16 protein-coding genes and 1 pseudogene are annotated in these 18,849 nt (G+C 71.0%); 7 read left to right on the plus strand and 10 right to left on the minus strand.

The genetic code is table 11. The annotated features are described in order from the left end of the window. The first annotated feature begins 176 nt into the window (after window positions 1-176). The gene (locus OG370_RS24060; RefSeq protein WP_328474356.1) at window positions 177-1,325 is read left to right on the plus strand and encodes an ROK family transcriptional regulator; all 1,149 of its coding nucleotides are present in this window, start codon (window positions 177-179) and stop codon (window positions 1,323-1,325) included. A 159-nt stretch (window positions 1,326-1,484) separates the two neighbouring features. Here the strand turns inward: OG370_RS24060 and OG370_RS24065 are convergent, their stop codons facing one another. The 3 genes from OG370_RS24065 to OG370_RS24075 are packed head-to-tail and all read right to left on the minus strand — an operon-like array spanning window position 1,485 to window position 3,081. Further along, window positions 1,485-1,838 (minus strand): hypothetical protein, encoded by a 354-nt coding sequence (locus tag OG370_RS24065; protein ID WP_328467603.1) that lies wholly within the window; start codon window positions 1,836-1,838, stop codon window positions 1,485-1,487. Further along, window positions 1,835-2,506, minus strand: coding sequence for an Asp23/Gls24 family envelope stress response protein (locus OG370_RS24070; protein ID WP_328467604.1), 672 nt, complete (start codon window positions 2,504-2,506; stop codon window positions 1,835-1,837). Before OG370_RS24070 ends, OG370_RS24065 begins: the two co-directional genes overlap by 4 nt. Then, on the minus strand, window positions 2,497-3,081 hold the full coding sequence (locus OG370_RS24075; RefSeq protein ID WP_328474358.1) for an RNA polymerase sigma factor: 585 nt from the start codon (window positions 3,079-3,081) through the stop codon (window positions 2,497-2,499). Before OG370_RS24075 ends, OG370_RS24070 begins: the two co-directional genes overlap by 10 nt. 343 nt (window positions 3,082-3,424) lie before the next feature. On the opposite strand from OG370_RS24075, the gene OG370_RS24080 reads away from it, so the two are divergent. The 3 genes from OG370_RS24080 (at window position 3,425) to OG370_RS24090 (ending at window position 8,367) form a co-directional block, all read left to right on the plus strand. Beyond that, a complete protein-coding gene (locus tag OG370_RS24080; protein WP_328474360.1) occupies window positions 3,425-3,868 on the plus strand; it encodes an Asp23/Gls24 family envelope stress response protein in 444 nt (147 codons plus the stop codon). A 360-nt stretch (window positions 3,869-4,228) separates the two neighbouring features. Then, window positions 4,229-6,985 (plus strand): lectin, encoded by a 2,757-nt coding sequence (locus tag OG370_RS24085; protein WP_328467605.1) that lies wholly within the window; start codon window positions 4,229-4,231, stop codon window positions 6,983-6,985. Window positions 6,986-7,290: 305 nt separating this feature from the next. After that, on the plus strand, window positions 7,291-8,367 hold the full coding sequence (locus OG370_RS24090; protein ID WP_328467607.1) for an alpha/beta fold hydrolase: 1,077 nt from the start codon (window positions 7,291-7,293) through the stop codon (window positions 8,365-8,367). Here the strand turns inward: OG370_RS24090 and OG370_RS24095 are convergent. From OG370_RS24095 to OG370_RS24120, 6 genes and pseudogenes are all read right to left on the minus strand, one after another. Next, window positions 8,316-8,933, minus strand: coding sequence for an SRPBCC family protein (locus OG370_RS24095; RefSeq protein ID WP_328467609.1), 618 nt, complete (start codon window positions 8,931-8,933; stop codon window positions 8,316-8,318). The two genes, OG370_RS24090 and OG370_RS24095, sit on opposite strands and share 52 nt — an antisense overlap. A gap of 182 nt (window positions 8,934-9,115) precedes the next feature. Further along, window positions 9,116-9,415 (minus strand): annotated as a pseudogene (locus tag OG370_RS24100) (ArsR/SmtB family transcription factor); the annotation flags it as partial. Window positions 9,416-9,585: 170 nt separating this feature from the next. Continuing rightward, window positions 9,586-10,932, minus strand: coding sequence for a hypothetical protein (locus OG370_RS24105; protein WP_328467611.1), 1,347 nt, complete (start codon window positions 10,930-10,932; stop codon window positions 9,586-9,588). A 900-nt stretch (window positions 10,933-11,832) separates the two neighbouring features. Further along, entirely contained in the window at window positions 11,833-12,861 is a 1,029-nt protein-coding gene (locus OG370_RS24110) for a helix-turn-helix transcriptional regulator (RefSeq protein WP_328467616.1), read from the minus strand. Window positions 12,862-12,879: 18 nt separating this feature from the next. Then, the gene (locus OG370_RS24115) at window positions 12,880-13,335 is read right to left on the minus strand and encodes a tellurite resistance TerB family protein (RefSeq protein ID WP_328467618.1); all 456 of its coding nucleotides are present in this window, start codon (window positions 13,333-13,335) and stop codon (window positions 12,880-12,882) included. Between the two features lie 317 nt (window positions 13,336-13,652). Further along, window positions 13,653-14,228: a TerD family protein gene (locus OG370_RS24120; RefSeq protein WP_328467620.1), complete on the minus strand. Its 576-nt coding sequence runs from the start codon at window positions 14,226-14,228 to the stop codon at window positions 13,653-13,655. Window positions 14,229-14,369: 141 nt separating this feature from the next. Here OG370_RS24120 and arfB point away from each other — a divergent pair, with 141 nt between their 5' ends. After that, on the plus strand, window positions 14,370-14,795 hold the full coding sequence (arfB, locus tag OG370_RS24125) for an alternative ribosome rescue aminoacyl-tRNA hydrolase ArfB (protein ID WP_328467622.1): 426 nt from the start codon (window positions 14,370-14,372) through the stop codon (window positions 14,793-14,795). Between the two features lie 85 nt (window positions 14,796-14,880). Here arfB and OG370_RS24130 read toward each other — a convergent pair whose 3' ends face one another. Continuing rightward, a complete protein-coding gene (locus tag OG370_RS24130; RefSeq protein ID WP_328467624.1) occupies window positions 14,881-15,393 on the minus strand; it encodes a flavin reductase family protein in 513 nt (170 codons plus the stop codon). A 336-nt stretch (window positions 15,394-15,729) separates the two neighbouring features. Here OG370_RS24130 and cdgB point away from each other — a divergent pair, with 336 nt between their 5' ends. Together cdgB and OG370_RS24140 are read left to right on the plus strand one after the other, a co-directional pair. Continuing rightward, the gene (gene cdgB, locus OG370_RS24135) at window positions 15,730-17,388 is read left to right on the plus strand and encodes a diguanylate cyclase CdgB (RefSeq protein WP_328467625.1); all 1,659 of its coding nucleotides are present in this window, start codon (window positions 15,730-15,732) and stop codon (window positions 17,386-17,388) included. A 233-nt stretch (window positions 17,389-17,621) separates the two neighbouring features. Further along, window positions 17,622-18,824: a sensor histidine kinase gene (locus tag OG370_RS24140; protein ID WP_328467627.1), complete on the plus strand. Its 1,203-nt coding sequence runs from the start codon at window positions 17,622-17,624 to the stop codon at window positions 18,822-18,824. The last annotated feature ends 25 nt before the right edge of the window (window positions 18,825-18,849 follow it).

Here is an 18,849-nt window from a genome sequence, read left to right on the forward strand (position 1 = left end):
CGGACCGGTCCGGACGGAGAATCCGGTGGCGTACCATGCCACCCATCAACGCCGTCGAAGGGGCGGTGGCCTGGTGCCGCGTCCGCCATCCGAGGCTGGGAGAGGCACGGTTGACGACCATCGACAGCGCCGGCAACGACAGACCGCCGATCCGCCGCGGCACCAACCTGCCGCGGATGGGCGACTACAACGAGTCCGTCGTCCTCGATGCCATCCGCCGACACCCGTCCGGGCTGAGCCGGGTCGAACTCGCCCAGGCCACCGGCCTGTCCGCCCAAACCGTCTCGAACATCACCCGCCGACTGCTCGACCAGGGCGTGGCGCGGGAGTCCGGGAAGCGGAGCACGGGTCCCGGCAAGCCGCGCACCCTCCTGGAGGTCGTCCCCACGGCCCGGCACGCTGTGGGGGTGCACCTCGACCCGGCGGTCATCACCTATGTCCTGGTCGATCTGCTGGGCGCGGTGGTGGCGCAGTACAGCGAGCGGACGCCGAGAGGTGGCGGCTCCGACCAGATCGTCTCGGGTATGGCGGCCTCGGTGGCCGCCCTGGTCGACGAGTCCGGCGTCGACGCCGAACGGATACTGGGCCTCGGCGTTGCCGCACCCGGTCCCGTCGACACCGTGGCCGGCCAGGTACTCGACCCTCCTGAACTGCACGGGTGGGGCAGTTTCCCCCTCCGCGACCGGCTCAGTGAGGCCACCGGCTACCCGGTACTCCTCGACAAGGACGTCACCGCCGCGGTCGTCGCCGAACGCTGGGCCGGTGCGGCCACCGCGAGTCGCAACCTCCTCTTCTTCTACTTCGGTACTGGCTCGGGCATGGGACTGGTGGTGCAGGACACCGTGCTGCGCGGTGTCTCCGGCAACGCGGGCGAGGTCGGCGGCCTCGGCGCGGGCTGCTCGATCCGGACCCTCGTCGACGAGGCCATCTCGCTCGGCGTGCTCGGTGCGGAGTTCACCGTGCTGGACCCGGCCGACGCCCCGCGCGGTGTGGAACGGCTGGCCTCACTCACCGCCGAGGGCGACGAGGCGGCGAAGGCCATCATCGATCAACTGGCTGTCCGTATCGGCCGTGGTGTCTGCGCTGCCGCGACCCTGCTGGACGTCGACACCATCGTCTTCGGTGGTACGACCTGGCAGGTGCTCGCCGATCATCTCCTTCCTGTCATAGAACCGATGGTTGCGCGCTCGCCCTTCGTCAAGGCGACCCACCCGACGGCGGTCGTCACCACCACCCTCGGCGAGAACGTGGCCGCCGTGGGAGCGGCGTCCCTGGTACTGGACCAGGCGCTCTCGGCTCAGCCCACATCGCTGCTGCTGGGCTGAGCCCGTCGCCGGACCCTCTCTTGGCCGCGCCTCTGCTGGACCTGGGCCGTCCTGTCCTGGCTCCGTGCTGGCCTGTCCGGGTGCGGGTGCGGGTGCGGGTGCGGGTGCGGGCGGGCATGGCCGGGCGTGGCCGGGACCGGGAGCGGGAGTGGGACCGGGTCAGACGATCCCGCTGATGGTGCCGCTGACCGTGACCGGCGGCGGTGACTGGCCATTCACCGAGGTGACGGCGAGCGCGGCCGTGGCCGCTTCCCGTATCGCGCGGGCGACGTCGAGCGCGCGATGGCCGCGCCGGGCGACGACGTGGACGCTCACCGTCCACGACGGCCGGCCCTCACCGGAGGTGAGGCGGACACCCTCGGTGGATTGGCGCGATGCTCCCTGCGTCGTGGAGCGTATGGACGCTCTCAGCAGTCCGCTGAGACTGGGCTTGAGGAATGCGATGCCGGGCACTTCGCGGACGGCGGTGGCGACCTGGGCGGTGAGCACCTCGCGGGCGGCGGGTTGGGTCATCGGGTCCGTCCTTCGCTGGCCGCCTCATCAAGGAGATCGGTGAGGCGTACGTCGACCGCCGCCACGCGCATGCCCAGTTGGCGGTCGGCGGCTGCGAAGACCTCCTGGCGTACCTGGTCGGCGAGTTCATTGAGGTCGGGGGCGAACGGGAACGTCACCTCCAAGCGCACCCGGACCGGCTCCCGGCCGGGCAGCCCGGGGCGAGCCGGTAGGAGAGGATCGTTCAGTTCGTCCATCGCCACGGGCGCGATACGGCATGACCCGGCCCGTACTCCCGGCAGCGACTCGGCTGCTGCGCGGAGAACCCTGGCCGCCGTGGCCTCGGTGATCCACGCGTCCTCCTCCGGTTCGCCGAGAGGCAGTGTGCGACCGGGCCGCAGCTCCGAGCGGACCACGTCCATGACGCGTTCGGCGAGGGAGGCGGTGTCCATCGGTGGAGGCGTGCGGGAGCGCAACTCCCTGATCGCGCCGCCGAGCAGATCGAGGTCGGCCAACGCGGCCGAGCAATAAGGGCAGTGGAGGGTGTGCGAGTCGCTCTCACCGCTGTCGGTGGACTCCCACACCTCGGAGAGCATGCGGCCGCAGAGCAGTTGCTCGTCGTCGGGGAGTGGCTCCGGTGTCTGGCCGGGCAGGCGGCCGGCTCCGCCCGGGTTGCTGGTCATCGCCATGCGCCCATCGCCTCCGTCAGGCCGCGTCGTGCACGGAAGATGCGGCCGCGAACCGCCTGAGGGCTGATTCCGACCAGTTCGGCGATCTCCTCGTACGTCTGTCCGTTCAACTCTCTGAGCACCCAGCAGGCTCGCTGCTGCGGCGAGAGCAGAGACATCGCCTCGGCCAGGGCGCGCGTGGCCGCTCGGGATTCGGTCACGCGCTCGGGTGAGGTCTGGTGGTCCGGCGCCGGGAGCTCGGGGGTGCCGTCGAGCGGGACGAGCGGGCGGCGCGAGCGCAGGACGTTCAGACAGCGGTTGGTGACGATACGGTATATCCAGGTCTTAAACCGTGCCTCGCCGCGGAACTCCGGCAGTCTGCGCCAGGCGCTGACGAAGCCGTCCTGAACGGCGTCCTCGGCCTCCACGCGGTTGCCCAGCAGCCGCTCGGCGAGTTGCAGCAGCGGTCCGGCATGACGCTGTACGAGTGTGGCGAAGGCGTCCTCGTCCCCTTCTCCGGCGCGTACGGCCAGCAATTCGTCGGTCAGCAATTCGTCGACCGGCGGGTCGGACAACGGTGGCTCGGACAAAGGCAGATCAGCCGGTGCTTCCGCCGGCGGCAGTTCTACCGTGGCCGCGGGCGCGGCGACGGCTTCCGAGGCGCCGGGCGGCGCTGTGCTGCCGGTGTTTGCGCTGCCCGGCCTGGTGATTTTGCGGTACCCCGACACGCGGCGGCTCCTTTCGTTCGCTCATTGTTTTCGACACGCGAGATCTCCGGATGTCACGCCGTGCGGGCTGATCAGTTCGGAAAAAATCTTCGCCGCGGATGCGTGACGAATCGCCGCCGGCCGGGTCCAACTCATTAACCGCACGTCACGACAACGCACGATCAAGGAGGCAGCGATGGTTGCACAGCAGGTTGAGTCGCCCGTACGCACGATGGTGGAGAGTGGCGTGAAGCCCGGTCAGGGCTCCACGACGGTCAGCGGTGGCAGCGCCGGCGCGAGCGAGCCGGCTGCGAACAGGGGAAAGACGGCCATCGCCGATGTCGTGGTCGTCAAGATCGCGGGCATGGCTGCACGCGAGATCCCCGGCGTCTACGACATGGGTGGTGGCCTGTCCCGCACGATTGGTGCTGTCCGCGACCGTGTGCCCGGCTCCCGTCCCAATGTGGGGCGGGGAGTGAAGGTCGAGGTCGGCGAGCGGCAGGCAGCGGTGGACCTGGATGTGATCGTCGAGTACGGCGTCCCGATCGCCGATGTCGCCCGTGACGTCCGCGAGAACCTCCCCGCCGCCCGCGCCCCCCGCCGCAGACATCGGATGACGTGCCCCTGGCCCCGAACAACCCGCCCCAACACTCCCAAGCGCCGCACCAACCACTGACGTTGCCGCACTCTGCGCCGACACTCCCCAGGCCGCACCATCCCCGCCCGCGCCCCCGGCGCCCCCACTCCGTCGCGAATCCCGCCGCGAAGCCCCACCCCCTCATTGGTCCGACCGCTTGCACGGGTCATTGACGTGTTCCTGCCGCGTGGCTAACTTCGCCGAGAGCGCTCTCCTCTCGTCGGCGTCCTTGGGCGCCCCTGAGCCCCGGAGTCCCCCCATGTACGCACTCGCATCAGTACGCGTTCCATCTCCGTATGGCCTGACAACGTTGTCGGATCTCGCTCATCACTCCGGAGTCGCGCTCCTGTGGAGCCAGACAACGATGTCGAACTCACGAGCAGAGGAGAAGTACCCGCGATGACACGACTGTCGAGACCACCCGGAGCGGCCGTGATCGGCGTGCTCGCGGCTGCGGCGCTGGCCGTGGCCGGGATGTGTACTCCCGCGTCGGCGGCCGGGAAGGCCGCGCTCGTCACGTCGCCGGCCACCCTGGTCAACCCGTTCATCGGGACTTCGAACCAGGCCGACGACTTCCCGGGCGCCGACGTGCCGTTCGGCATGGTGCAGTGGAGCCCGGACACGCCGTCGCGTCCGTCCGGTGGCGGTTACGAGTACAACGACTCGACGATCACCGGTTTCAGCCTCACCCATATCGCCGGGCCCGGTTGCGGTGCGGCCGGTGACATACCGGTGCTGCCCACGGTGGGTGCGGTGGACACGGGCGCGACGGACGCGTTCTCGCACTCCAACGAGTCGGCGTCCGCTGGGTCGTACAAGGTCACGCTCAACAATCAGGTGACCACCGAGCTGACCGCTACGACGCGCAGCGGGATGGCGCGCTTCACGTTCCCGTCCAGCACCCAGTCCAACCTGGTCTTCAAGCTGAACGGCAGCCAGAACGGCGACACTTCGACGCAGTTCACCAAGGTCTCGGACACCGAGGTGAGCGGTCAGGTCACCAGCGGGCACTTCTGCGGCGCGGGCAACACGTACACCGTGTACTTCGACATGGTCTTCGACCAGCCGTTCGCGTCGCAGGGCAGTTCGGCCGCGAAGCCGTCGTCGACCGCCCCCGCGACGTCGGGCAAGGCCTCCAAGAACGCCGCCGAGAAGCCCAACAAGCCGGTGCTGCACGGCAAGGCGCCGAAGGCCGCGACGTCGAAGTCGCCGGACGCCGCCGCGTCGAACGGCTACGTCACGTTCAACACCACGTCCAACCCGGTCGTGCAGGCCAAGGTGGGCGTGTCGTACGTGTCGGTCGCCAACGCGGTCGCCAACCGCACGGCGGAGAACAGCGGCTGGGACTTCGACGCGACCCGTACCGCCGCGCAGGACTCCTGGAACAGCGCGCTCGGCAAGGTGCAGATCGCGGGCGGGACCTCCGCGCAGCAGCAGAGCTTCTACACCGCGCTCTACCACTCGCTGCTGCACCCGAACGTGATCAGTGACACCAACGGCCAGTACTACGGCTTCGACGGCAAGACGCACACCGTGGACTCCGGCCACAGCGCGGCGTACGCGAACTACTCGGGCTGGGACATCTACCGTTCCCAGGCCCAACTCGAAGCGCTGGTCGACCCGCAGGCCGCTTCGGACACCGCGCAGTCGATGGTCGACGACTACGCGCAGACCGGGATCTTCCCCAAGTGGTCCGAGGACAACGGCGAGTCGTACGTCATGGTCGGGGACCCCGCGGACGCCATCCTCGCGGACTACCACGCCTTCGGCGCCACGAAGTTCGACACCGCCACCGCGCTGGCCGACATGGTCGCCCAGGCGAGCAAGACCAACAACGACCGGCCGGGCCTGAACTACCTGGACTCGCCCGGATACATGCCGCACGACGGCAGCTACGGCTGCTGCAACTCCTACGGCCCGGTGGCCACGACGCTGGAGTACAACACCGCCGACTTCGCGCTCTCGGCGTTCGCCGGTGCGCTCGGCGACACCGGCAACCAGAAGACGTACGCCAACCGCGCGCAGGACTGGCGCAACGTGCTCAACCCGGCGTCCGGCTTCGTCGAGCCGCGCAACGCGGACGGCTCCTGGACCGGCGGCTTCGACCCCACCAGCGGCACCGACATGGTCGAGGCCGACTCCTGGATCTACACCGGGATGGTGCCGTTCGACATCGGCGGCCTGGCGAAGGCCAAGGGCGGCAACGCGGCCATGAACGCCTACCTGGACACCACGCTGCGCAGCTTCACCGGTGACGACGGCTACGCCTGGGTCGGCAACGAGCCCAGCATCGAACTGCCGTGGGAGTACGACTACACCGGCGCGCCCTACAAGACGCAGGGCACAGTGCGGGCGATCCAGGACCAGATCTGGGCGAACACCCCCGGCGGGCTGGCCGACGGCAACGATGACCTGGGTGCGATGAGCGCCTGGTACGTCTGGGCCGCGCTCGGCATGTATCCCGAGACCCCGGGCACGTCCGATCTGGCCCTCGGCTCACCGCTGTTCACCCAGGCCGTGGTCACGCTGCCGTCCGGCAACACGCTCACGATCAACGGTGACGGCGCCGCCGACAACGCCCCTTACGTGCAGTCGGCGACGTGGAACGGCGCGGCCTGGAACAACGCCTACGCCCCCACCACGGCGATCACCGCGGGCGGCACGCTCGACTACACCCTCGGCACCACCGCCAACACCTCCTGGGCGACGGCGGCGTCCGCGGCCCCGCCGTCGTACGCCGGTGACACCACGGCGCCGGCCTCGCCGAAGATCGGCCCGATCGCCGCCGGGGTGGGGTCGGACCTGTGCGTGGACGACGCGACTTCCGGTACCGCCGACGGCACCCACGTCCAGATCTGGGGGTGCGACGGCACCTACGCGCAGGACTGGATAGTCGCCGCCGACGGCACGCTCCGGACCCTCGGCAAGTGCCTGGACGCCGACCACAGCGGGACCACCAACGGCACGCTGATCCAGCTGTGGACCTGCAACGGCAGCGGTGCCCAGCAGTGGACCGCGGGCTCGAACGGATCGCTGGTCAACCCGGAGTCCGGGCTGTGCCTCGACGACCCGAACTCGTCCACGGACAACGGCACCCAGCTCCAGTTGTACGGCTGCAACGGCTCGGCGGCTCAGAACTGGACGGTGCCGAGCTGAGCCGCACACCCGTACCCGTACCCGTACCCGTTTAGCGCCGTTCGCTCGCCCGGCACGTCGGACGGGCACGACGTGCACCGCGCCCCCGTGCGTCCCGTCCCACCGGTCGGGTCGCACGGGGGCGTTCTCGCGCGCCCTCGGGATACGGGGTTCGGCTTGGACCGGCGCGCCGAGGAGGTCGATGCCGACCGCGTACGGCTGGCACTGGCGTACGTCGTCGGCGCCCGCCCGGGGGTGCCGCCGAGGGGGCTCGACCGTGATAGGGATGCAGTTCGCCCTGCCCGAAAAACCAGGAGTGTCCCGGTATGACAATCGCTACGACGCGGGCCGCGCTGCCCGGCCAAACGGGTCCCGGGCAACCGGGGTTCGGGCGGCCGGAACCGGAGCGACCTGACCGTGAACTGCCCGACCGTGAACCGTCCGACCGCGAAGCACCCGGCCGCGTCGGCCACCGCGGGGTCGAGGAACGCGAACTCAGCGCCGGCGGCTTCCGTTTCGTCTCGCGGGTCGCCTGGTGCGAGCATCCGAGCACCGAACCGTTCCTGATCCTCGGCGGCTCCTCCCAGGACCGGCTGTCCTGGACCCGGTTCGAGCGCTCGCTGCTCCCGCTGGGCCATGTGATCACCGTCGACCTGCCCGGATACGGCGGCGCCGCCTTCCTGCCCGCCCGGCACGGCATCGACTTCCTCGCCGACGCGGTGCTCGGGACCCTCGACGACCTCGGCGTCTCCCGGGCGAACCTGCTGGGCGCCTGCTTCGGCGGCGCGATCGGGCTGCGCTTCGCCCAGCGCCACCCCGATCGGGTACGGCGGCTGATGCTGGTCGGCATGACCAGGGACCTGCCGAAGGACTACACCGACTGCGTGCCGCGCTGGATGGAGATGCTCGCCGAGGGCCGCAGCGACGACATCGCCCGAGAGCTGGTGGACCGCTTCATGTCCCCGCCCGGCACCGGGACCGTACGGCGGTACGCCGCCGTGTCCCGGCTGCTGTACCGGCAGTTCGTCGGGCGCAGCGCCGAGGAGGTGCGGATGGACGTGGAGCACAACCACCGTCTGATGTCCCACGACTGGTACGTGCCGCGGCCGGCGCCCCGCGTGCCCGCGCTCGTGCTGACGGGTGAGCACGACACGCTGACGCCGCCCGCCATGGGCCTGGCCGCCGCGCGTTGCCTGGAGGGTGCCTGGTTCACCACCGTCAAGGAGGCCGACCACCTCCTGCCGGTGGAGCGCAGCGACGAACTCGGCGACCTGATCGCGCGGTTCTGCACCGACCGGGCGATCGACCCGCTGCCCTACTGCCACCCGGCGACGTTCGTTCCAGCGGCGGGTCAGGAACTGCCGGGGAACGGGGCGCCGTTGGGCATGCCCGCCGCGACGTAGGCGTCGTAGCGCCGCTGCCAGGCGGGCGGCGGGCCGCTGGGCCGCTGCTGCGCGGGCCGCTCGTCGGATCGTCGGTTCGCCGCCGCGCCGGCCGCTTCACCTGCTGCTTCGCCCGAGACCGCGACCGAGTCCGCGGTCTCGCTCGCCGCGCGGGCGTCGAGGGCGGCCAGGCACAGGTCCCAGCCGGCCGCGTTGCGCGCCGCCGCGTCCGGGCTCTCCAGGAAGTCGGTGAGGGTGAGGCGGGTACGGGCGCCGTCCAGCCGGGTCAGTTCGAACCGCAACTCGTCGCCGCCCCAGGTGAAGGTGAACAGGTGCGGCGGGTCGACCGCGGTGACCTCACCGGTCAGCACCATGTCCGGCATGTTGGGGTCGCCGGCGAAGGTGATCTCGCCGCCCACCGCCAGGTCGACGGTGATCCGGGGGAACGGGAACCAGTGCGCCAACTCGGCCGGTTCGCTCACCAGCGCCCACACCCGGTCGATCGGGTGGTCGTAGACCCGCTCGAAACGGACCGCGGACCGTCCGCCGTCCAGTTCGAGGTAGCTGCCGGGGTCGATGACGTTCATGGCTGCTTCCTGTCTCTCGGTTGCCTCGGTGGTGCCGGTCGCGTCGGTGGCGCGAGCGGAGCCCGCTCCTCGGGATCGGCCGCAGCCGACGCAGCCAACGCAGCCGGCTCGGCTGACGTGGCCGACGCGGCCTGCTCGGACGGCTCGGACCGCTCGGACCGCTCGACAGAACCCGCGTGCGCCTCGTCCAAACGGCGGCCGAGGGCGTCCAGACTCCGGTTCCACAGCCGCCGGTACGGTGCCAGCCACGCGTCCAGCTCGGCCATCGGCGCGGGCTCCAGGGCGTACACCCGGCGCTGCGCGTCGACCCGCACGCGGACCAGTCCGGCCTCGCGCAGCACCCGCAGGTGCTTGGACATGCTGGGCTGGCTCAGCCCGCACCGCTCGGCCAGTTCGCCGACGGGCTGCGGGCCGGTCAGCAGCCGGGCGAGTATCGCCCGCCGGTTCTCGTCGGCGAGCGCGCCCCACACCGCGGTGTCCATACGACCTAATATTCCCGGTCGGGAATATAACCGTCAAGGCATACGCGAGCCTGGGCGCGCCGCCCGACCGCTGGATCGCCTGACCGCGCGCCCGCCCGGTCAGCCACCCGCCCGCGCGCCCGTCCGCCCGGTCGCCCGGCCACCCGCCCGACCGCCCGCCCGGCAAGGCGTTACGGCGCCGCGCAGTCCCTGCTCTCGGTGCCGCCGTTCTTCCCCGGTGTGACCGCCATCGCGGCCAGGTAGGTCCCCTTCTTCGGCAACTGGCCCTTGGGAATCTTGAGCACGTGGCCGTGCCCCGACCAGTGTCGTCCGGCCAGCGGGTCGACCAGGGTGACGGTGGTGGCGGTCGTGGGGCCGACCACCGTCAGCCCGCCCGCATCGGTGACGCAGCCGATGGAGATCGCGGGGGCGTAGCGACTGGACGTGTCGTAGTTCGAGCCGAGGTCGGTGTAGACCGACGCCTTGTCGATGCCGACCTCCAGCAGTCCACCGCGGGAGTCCTCGCCGTAGTCCCCGCCGGAGGGATACGAGACCTCCTGCTGGACCACTGCCACCTCACCGTCGGGGGAGGTGGTGCCGTGCCACTCCTGGGTCCACTCGACCTCCGAGGCCGGGGGATCTCCCTCGTCCATGCCGGACGTCCCGCAGAGCAGATCTCCGGCCATCCGGCGGATGTAGGGCTGGTCGAGCGGCGCCGGCCCGGCGGGTCCGGGCAGGTCGGCGTTGGACGGCGTGTACGTGAGGCTGACTGCGTACGGCCAGCCCGGGGCGTAGACGAAGGTGACCTTGCGGGGCTTGCCCAACGACGTGTCGTCGGCCTGGATCAGCGCACCGATCCCGCAGTCGCTGTGCATGTCGACGATGTGCTGGCCCCCGACGGTGGTCGACCGGTAGCCGAACGGGGGGACGGGGGCGCTGAGTCCGTCGGTGACCTTCAGCGGCCGCCAGCCGAGATCCTTGCCGTCGAAGCCCTCGACCTGGACGTGGGTCAGCCACGGCGGTATGGCCAGCGGGGAAGGCGCGTCCGACTGGCGTTCCCAGTTGAGCGCGAGCGGTGGACTGAACAAGGGAGTGTCGTCCCAGGGCGCGGGCGCGCGGTAGACGATCTTCTCCGACCCTGCTCCGGGGCCGCTTTCGTACTGCAGCAGTTCGCCGCCGGTCGACACCAGGGTCACGTGGGGGAGATGCGGCACCGTGCCGGAGAACAGGATCTCGCCGCTCGGGTGGTGGTTGTCGTAGACGAGGGGAGTCTGGGAATCGGGACTGAAGTCGGGGTAGTTGACCCAGGAGTGCGGGCCGAAGCCGTTGGAGAGCAGGATCTCCATGGCCGCGTGCCCCGGGCCGCGGTCGTTCGGCCGGTTGCCGAGCGTCGGCCAGGAGGACATGCCTTGGCGGGCCTGCGCGGCGGTCACCGTGACCGGCTGCGAGGCCGCCACCTGGGGTGTGTACGTGTGGTCCGGCGGCGCGGCGAACCATCCGCCGGTGAACGCCCCGGCCACCACGGCCGCCACCGCCACCCCCGCGGTCCAGCGCGGGTGCCGGCGCCACCACGTGGAGCCTGAGCCGAGGCCGGAGTTGGGGTCGGGATCAGAGTCGGGGCACTCCGCGCCGGAATCGTCCGGGCGGGAATCCCCGGAACCCGAATCGCCTGAGCCGGAATCGTCTGGGCCCGAATCGTCTGGGCCCGAATCCCCTGGGCCCGAATCCCCTGGGCTGGAATCACCCGGGCGGGAATCCTCGGAACCCGATTCCTCACTGCCCGATTCCTCGGCCGTCTCCGCAGCCTTGTCCGCCGACTCTTCCATCCGCTTCATCTCCCCCACGACCGCGGTGCCACCGCGCTCTCCGACGATGAGTGACGGCGGGACAGCGCTTGGTGGTTCCCTTCCCCCGCCAAGTCTCCACCGGAGTCCCGGCTGCCGCATCGTCGTCACCGGCGCGGGTTCGGGTGTCCATATTGGTACGTGTCGCTTTTTGGACAAGGCTGCCCGTCGAAGGACGAAATCCCTGGTCGTGGTGGGGTTGGAGACGTGTGTTCCGGGCGGAGGCGACCAAACGCAGCTAGGCATCGCCTGGCTTGTTCGGATATCAATTCAGCACGGCACTTCGCGGCGTGACTCCCCGCCTCCCGAAGGTGCCGAGGCGCCTTGGCGCCGCCGGCCGCGGTTTCCCCGTATTGCTGTGGCCGGGTGCCGCCGAGGGCACGACCGGTCTGCTCGCCCGGTCGCCCGGGGGGGAGTCCTCGGCGGACGTCATGGGGGCCGACCGGCCCAACGGCCCCCAGTGCCGCTCGTTCCCGCGCGTCCACCGCACGGGAACGAGCGGCCGGACAGCCGGCCCACCCAGGCGACTCGGCCGCCAAAGTCGCCACAGCCACAGCCACAGCCACAGCCACAGCCACAGCCGACTCGGGCGACTCAGCCGACGGCCACGCCGGACCCGCTCCGGCTCGGCGGCAGCACCCGTGCCAAGTCCTTGTCCTGCCCGAGCTTCAGGCCCGCCTCGAAGCGGCTGCCGGCGTGCAGCCGGTCCATCAGCTTCGCCACCGCCCGCTGCACGGTGCGACGGTGCACGCCCATCTTGCGGGCGATCTGGTCATCGCTCAGACCGGTGGCCATCAGCCGGATCACCACCCGCTCCTGCGGGGTGAAGACCGACGTGTCGGTGCCGGAGGAGGCCGCGTCCGCCAGTGGGACGGCGCGCAGCCAGTAGTCCTCGAAGATCACCTGGAGGGGCCACACCAGTTTGGTGCTGCGGACCAGCAGCATCGGCGAACCACCGGGGTGATCGGGATTCGCCGGCAGGCAGGCCACCTCCCGGTCCTGGAGCAGGATGTCGAACGGCGCGTGGTCGAGCAGCCGGACCGCCACGCCGAGGCCGGACAACCGCTCCAGGTACCGGAGGTGCTTGGACGACTGGAGAACGGCCTCCGGGTATATCGCGCGCAGCCGCACACCCCGCTTGAGCATCTGGGTGTCCTGTTCGATGGACAGCTCCAGCAGCTCCATCGGCGGCATGGGACCCGGGTGCAACGAGTCGGCGCTGGTCTGGGCGATGGCGTTCATCGCGGCGACCATCCGCACCTTCGCCCGGGGGTCCGTGATGGACTCGATCTCCACCTTGTTCGACACGCGCTCGACAGCAGGCCGGTAGACGTAGAGGAGGGCCTGGGTGGCCCGGTACAAGGACTCGGCTCGGCTCGCGTGGTCCTCGGCGGCCCGGTGGTACACGTCCATGGCGCGCACCAGCGCGGTGTCGGGCTCCACCGGCTCCAGTTGGCCGTCGGGGCGCCCGTGGACCAAGCCGAGCTCGGTCAGCCGCCCCAGTGCCGCGGTGGCCCGCTCCTGGTCGAGGTCGGTCGCGCCGCCCATCTCGCCCGGCCGCGCGCTGCCCAGTTGGCGCAGCGCTTCGTACACCGCCAGCGCCTGTTCCTCGTCATCCGGCATCCACCGGCCCTCCCCGCGTCAGAGGTCGAACTCCGCGGGGTTGAGGCCCACCGCGAAGCACGCCTCGCGTACCACTCCCTGCTCGGACTTGTCGAACACGCCGTCCGCGCCGCCGATGACGATACCGATCTGGATGACCGCCCGTGCCTCGGTAGGCTTCTTCTGCACCTTGGCGATCTCCTGGAGCACGGCCACCTTGCCGAAGTCGAAGTCCGCGGCCAGCCGGTCGAGGTAGTCGTCGAAACGGCGCTGGAGGTCGGCGGCCGGGAAGTTCTGCAGGACGTCGTTGCTCGCGATGAGCGAGGCCACCCGGCGCCGCTCCTCGGGCGCGACGCTGCCGTCGGCCGCGGCCACCAGCGCGCAGATCGCCATGCTGGCGTCGCGGAAGGCGCCGCTCTTGAGGTCGTTCTTCTTCGCGTTGAGCTGTGTCTGCATGCCCTGGGCGGATTCCTTGAAGCGGTCCCACAGTGCCATGGCGTCTCTCCTGAGCGTGTGTCGGTACGGGGCCGCGCTGCGGTCGTACGGTTCGTCGCTGTTCCCTACCGAGAACTCATCGGAAGCGTAAAGGAGTTCCCAAGGACGGCAGGTCGATCATGCGACCGATCGGTCCGATCGGCCGACTGCTCCGCCGAACCGCGCCGCCGGCCCCCCATGTTCGCTGAGGGCGAACGCGCGGACGGCTCCCGTCGCACCGGAAATGCCGGGCGGGGGAGCCGTCCGCGGGTCCGCCGAACCGCTGAGCGCGGCCAGGGGCCGAGCAGTCAGGGGTCGAGCGGTCAGACGTCGAGCGGTCAGAGATTGACGCCGAAGTCGCTCGCGATGCCGACCAGGCCGGAGGCGTATCCCTGGCCGATGGCGCGGAACTTCCACTCCGCCCCGTTCCGGTACAGCTCGCCGAAGACCATGGCGGTCTCGGTGGCGGCGTCCTCGCTCAGGTCGTAGCGGGCGATCTCGGCGCCGCCGGCCTGGTTGAGGACGCGGATGTAGGCGTTGCGGACCTGGCCGAAGTTCTGGCTGCGGGTCTCGGCGTCGTAGATCGAGACCGGGAAGACGACCTTGTCGATGTCGGCCGGCAGCGCGGCGAGGTTGACGTTGATCTGCTCGTCGTCGCCGTCGCCCTCGCCGGTGACGTTGTCACCGGTGTGCACGATGGACTGGTCGGGGCTCTGCTTGTTGTTGAAGAAGACGAAGAAGCCGTCCGAGTAGACCTTGCCGGTCGCGTTCACCGCGATCGCGCTGGCGTCGAGGTCGAAGTCCGTGCCGGTGGTGGTCCGGACGTCCCAGCCGAGGCCGACGGTGACGGCGGTCAGACCGGGCGCCTCCTTCGTCAGTGAGACGTTGCCGCCCTTGGTCAGGCTTACCGCCATGGGAAGTCCCCTTTGTGTGGTCGTAGGTGTTCCGGACGAAACTACCGTCACCCGTCTGAACGCCAAGGGGGGTTCGTACGGTTCCGATCCGGCGGGGAAATCCCCGTGACGCGGAGGGGGTGGTGGCGGGATCATGGAGTCATGCCCGGGCCACTGATCATCCGCGGCTCGGTCTCCGTCCCGGAGGCCGAGCTGATGTGGCGTTTCTCCCGCTCGTCCGGGCCCGGCGGCCAGCATGTGAACACCAGCGACAGCCAGGTCGAGTTGCGGTTCGACCTCGCGGCCAACGAGTCGCTGCCGCCGGTGTGGCGGGCGCGGGCGCTGGAGCGGCTGTCGGGCCGCCTGGTGGGCGGGGTGCTCACGGTGCGGGCGTCGGAGCACCGCTCGCAGTGGCGCAACCGCGAGACGGCCGCGGCCCGGATGGCCGCGATCCTCGCGCAGGCGACCGCCCCGCCGCCCAAGACGCGCCGCCCCACCCGCATCCCCCGGGGGATCAACGAGAAACGGCTGCGCGAGAAGAAGCAGCGCAGCCAGACGAAGAAGGGCCGCGGCGGCGCCTGGGACTGAGCGGGCCTGGACCGAATCGTCCTGGACCGAATCGTCCGGGACCCGGCGATCCGGGACCCGGCCCGGCCCGCCGCCGGGTGAGAAATCAGGAGAGAAAGCGGTAGCGGCCGCGGAAATAGGTGAGCGGGCCGCCCTCGGCGCTCGGCGTGCGGGCGGTCAGCACCCGGCCGATGACGAGCACATGGTCGCCCGCGAGCACATGCTGCTCGGTCTCGCACTCGAGTATCGCCAGGGCACCGCCGAGGATGGGGGCGCCGGACGCCTCGCCGCGGTAGTAGGACACGTCCTCGAACAGCAGCCGGTCGCTGATCCGCCCGCGCATCGCGAACCGCCCGGCGATGTGCCGCTGGCTCTCGCTGAGCACGGACACCGCCCACCGGGGCTGCCGGTCGAGCAGTTCCTCCATCCGCGACCCGACCCGCACGCTGGCCAGTACCAGCGGCGGTTCGAGCGACACGGACATGAACGCGGTCGCGGTCATACCGACATCCTCGCCGCGCGGCCCGTCCTCCGGGTCGTGCGCGGTGATGAGGACGACGCCCGCGGACAGGCGTGTCATGGCGGCGCGGAAGTCGTCGGTGCTGACGGTCTGACCCATGGTGGTCCCAGGATGCCGTCCAGGCGGAGTGTGAAGCACGTTTCCTTACGTTACGGGCCGGTAGGAAGCCGCGGCATCGGGCTGCGGTCCCATCCCGCGCGGGTATCGGGTCCTAGGACCGGTGCTCTACGTTCTGTACTCAACTGCCTACCTGTGGGTGTGACTTGAGTCACAAGCGGCAGGAATTGTTGACCCTGTGTACCGACTGGACAGCTCGCTGTGATTCAGTGGCGTTGTAATTGGAAGACTGTGAATTACGACGCGGTCGCTACGGCGACCGGGGCATGGGAAACCTCGCTGGAGTTGCCGCCGGACCCGTGGGGAGGGCACTAGGGCATGGACACCGAGTCGGAGCCGTATGTCCGTCTCGCGACCCTGCGTCAGCTCCATCAGGTCGTGGCGGACCTCAACACCGCGCGCAGCCTCGCGGACGCACTCCAGGCGGTCGCCGACGGGGTGGTCCGCGGCCTGGGGTACGAACTGGCCGCCGTGAACCTGGTCCGGCCCGACGGCGACCTCGTGGTGGCCGCGTTCGCCGGAAGTGCGGCGGGCGAGGCGCTGCTGTCCGGGCGGGTCGGCTCGCGCGCGTCCTGGGACCGCCGGCTGGCCATGGGCGAGCAGTGGGGCACCCTGCGCTTCATCTCGCACACCGAGGGCTGGGTGCTGATCGACGACGACGTCCCGCAGTGGCACACCGAGGGCCCGCTGCCCCGCTTCCCCGACGAGTGGCACCCCGGCGACCGCCTCTACGCGCCCATGTACGCCTCCCAGACGGTCGGCAGCGAGCTGATCGGGGTGATATCCGTCGACCGGCCCACCAGCGGCCGCCACCCCGGTCCCTGGGGCTGTGAGGCCCTCCAGATGTACGCCTTCCAGTCCGGCATCGCGATCAGCAACGCCCGGCTGCGGGCGAACATGCAGCGCGCCCTGGTCCGGCTGGAGCGCGACCAGCAGGCGTTGCGGGCGAGCGAGGAGAGCTTCCGGCAGGCGTTCGAGTACGCCCCGAGCGGCATGGCCATCGCCGAGATGGGCGGCGACCAGCACGGCAAGCTGCTGCGCGCCAACGACGCGCTCTGCCGCCTGCTGGGCCGTTCCGCCTCCGTGATGCGGCGCTACTCCTTCTCCGACCTGGTGCACCCCGAGGACGTCGGGCTGCTGCTGCGCACCTCCGCCGAGGGCGGCCGGGCCGAGCTGCGGCTCGCGCGGCGCGACGGCAGCTACGTATGGGTGAGCCTGCGCAACTCGGTGGTCGCCGACACCACCGACGGGCCGCGGTTCCTGCTCACCCACGTCGAGGACATCGAGGAGCGCAAGAGCCGCGAGCTCCAGCTCGCCCACCGCGCCAGCCACGACTCCCTGACCGGGCTGCCCAACAGCGCGGAGCTGCGGTCCCGGCTGTCCGCACGGCTGTGCTCGCACCCGCAGGAGCGCGGCCCCGCCGACCCCTCCGGGCTGCCCGCCGAGCCCGAGGGCGGCGACGGCTTCGCCTTCAGTTACGGCTACGGGCCCGACGAACTGGCCGCGCCGCTCTCCTTCGACTCCCACGTCCACACGGTCGCGCCCGACGAGGGCGACGAGGAAGCGGCCGGCAAGGGGCTCGCCGTGCTCTTCTGCGACCTCGACGGCTTCAAGTCCATCAACGACCGGTTCGGGCACCACACCGGCGACGCCGTCCTCATCGAGGTCGCCCGCCGCCTCACCGGGGCCGTTCGCGACGGCGACACCGTCGCCAGGCTCGGCGGCGACGAGTTCGTGGTCCTCGCCGACGGGCTCGCCCCTGCGGACGCGACCGACCTCACGGTGCGGCTGCGCAACGCGATCATCCCGCCCATCCGGGTGGACGGCCGCGCGGTCCGGGTCGGCGCCTCCTTCGGCATCGGCTGGGCCGGCTGCGGCATGACCGCGGAGGAGGTCCTGCACTCCGCCGACCAACGCATGTACGTCGAGAAGCGCGCACGCTCCACCTCCCGCCCCAACCACCGCCGCGCGGGCTGAGGGCGCCCCCTCCCCGGGGTAGGGGTGCCCTGGCGGGCAGACGGCCGCCATCCAGGGGCGCTGGGGGAACCGTCGCTCCGGGAGCGGGGCACCCTCGCCCCGGGAAGAGGGCACCGCCACCCGCGGGGGCATCCCGGAAGCGGCCGACCCGACCGGAGGTCCACCTTGGGGAGTAGCGCGGATCGCTCTGGGGGCTGACCCCGCGACGGGTTGCCATGCCTACGCTGGGTTATGTGCAGCGCGTCTACGACTTTTTCCGCCGACACCCGACGTGGGTCGACAGCTTCTGGGCCGTCGTCCTGCTGGTGTCGTGCGCGCTGTGGGTCGTCGTCGACAGCACCCCGTCGAGGTCGGCGCGCCTCGCCGCGATCCCCTTGTCGTTCGCGCTGGCCGCCGTCGTCGCGCTGCGCCGCAAGGCCCCGGAGCGGCTTCTGCTGCTCGCGGTGGCCGTCGGCCTGCTGCAACTCGCCCTGGGCGTGCAGGCCAACCCGGGCAACGTCGCCTTTCTGGTGATCATCTACACCTGCGCGTCGAACGGTGCGCGCTGGTCCTCCCGGCTCGCCCTGATCGGCGGCCTGGCCGCCGCGCCGGTGTCGATGCTCCGCTGGCCGCCGCACACCGAGTACTCCACGATCTGGACCACGCTGCTCCAGACCTTCTTCCTGACCGTGATCTTCGCGCTGTCCTGGGTGGTCGGCGACCGCCTGCGCACCCGGAAGGCGTACTACGCCGAGCTGGAGGAGCGGGCCGCGCGGCTGCACCGGGAGCGCGAGGCCCAGTCGAAGGCCGCGGTGGCCGCCGAGCGGGCCCGTATCGCCCGTGAGCTGCACGACGTGGTGGCGCACAACGTGTCGGTGATGGTCGTCCAGGCCGACGGCGCCGCATACGTGCTGGACGCCGCGCCGGACCAGGCCAAGCAGGCCCTGTCCACGATCTCGACCACCGGACGGCAGGCGCTCGCCGAGATGCGGCGGCTGCTCGGACTGCTGCGCGCCGGGGACGACGCGGGCGGCGAGTACGTCCCGCAGCCCGGCGTCGACCAGCTCGCGGACCTCATCGACCAGGTGCGCGGCGCCGGCCTGCCGGTGCGTTTCGAGGTGGCCGGGCAGGCCCGCCCGCTGTCCAGCGGCGTCGAGTTGACCGCGTACCGCATCGTGCAGGAGGCGCTGACCAACGTGCGCAAGCACGGCGGCGACGGCGCCAGCGCCAGCGTGCTGCTCGGCTTCGGGGACGCCTCGCTCGACCTGCTGATCGAGGACGACGGCCGGGGCGCGCGGCGCGAACTGTACGCGCAGGGCGGCCGGGACGGCATGGGCCAGGGGCTGATCGGCATGCGGGAGCGGATCGGCATGGTCGGAGGCACCCTCACGGCGGGGCCGCGCCCCGGCGGCGGTTTCCGGATCAGCGCGGTGCTGCCGCTGCGCGGCGCCGGATGACGCTCCCGGCCGCTGCCGCCCCGGT

Source organism: Streptomyces sp. NBC_00448, assembly GCF_036014115.1.
Taxonomy (GTDB): Bacteria; Actinomycetota; Actinomycetes; order Streptomycetales; family Streptomycetaceae; genus Actinacidiphila.

What these genes read in the sequence shown, in the direction of transcription:
- OG370_RS24060 (WP_328474356.1), top strand. Translation starts at nt 177, where the DNA reads ATGGGCGACTACAACGAGTCCGTCGTCCTCGATGCCATCCGCCGACAC.
- OG370_RS24065 (WP_328467603.1), bottom strand. Translation starts at nt 1,838, where the DNA reads ATGACCCAACCCGCCGCCCGCGAGGTGCTCACCGCCCAGGTCGCCACC.
- OG370_RS24070 (WP_328467604.1), bottom strand. Translation starts at nt 2,506, where the DNA reads ATGGCGATGACCAGCAACCCGGGCGGAGCCGGCCGCCTGCCCGGCCAG.
- OG370_RS24080 (WP_328474360.1), top strand. Translation starts at nt 3,425, where the DNA reads ATGGTGGAGAGTGGCGTGAAGCCCGGTCAGGGCTCCACGACGGTCAGC.
- OG370_RS24085 (WP_328467605.1), top strand. Translation starts at nt 4,229, where the DNA reads ATGACACGACTGTCGAGACCACCCGGAGCGGCCGTGATCGGCGTGCTC.
- OG370_RS24090 (WP_328467607.1), top strand. Translation starts at nt 7,291, where the DNA reads ATGACAATCGCTACGACGCGGGCCGCGCTGCCCGGCCAAACGGGTCCC.
- OG370_RS24095 (WP_328467609.1), bottom strand. Translation starts at nt 8,933, where the DNA reads ATGAACGTCATCGACCCCGGCAGCTACCTCGAACTGGACGGCGGACGG.
- OG370_RS24110 (WP_328467616.1), bottom strand. Translation starts at nt 12,861, where the DNA reads ATGCCGGATGACGAGGAACAGGCGCTGGCGGTGTACGAAGCGCTGCGC.
- OG370_RS24115 (WP_328467618.1), bottom strand. Translation starts at nt 13,335, where the DNA reads ATGGCACTGTGGGACCGCTTCAAGGAATCCGCCCAGGGCATGCAGACA.
- OG370_RS24120 (WP_328467620.1), bottom strand. Translation starts at nt 14,228, where the DNA reads ATGGCGGTAAGCCTGACCAAGGGCGGCAACGTCTCACTGACGAAGGAG.
- arfB (WP_328467622.1), top strand. Translation starts at nt 14,370, where the DNA reads ATGCCCGGGCCACTGATCATCCGCGGCTCGGTCTCCGTCCCGGAGGCC.
- OG370_RS24130 (WP_328467624.1), bottom strand. Translation starts at nt 15,393, where the DNA reads ATGGGTCAGACCGTCAGCACCGACGACTTCCGCGCCGCCATGACACGC.
- cdgB (WP_328467625.1), top strand. Translation starts at nt 15,730, where the DNA reads ATGGACACCGAGTCGGAGCCGTATGTCCGTCTCGCGACCCTGCGTCAG.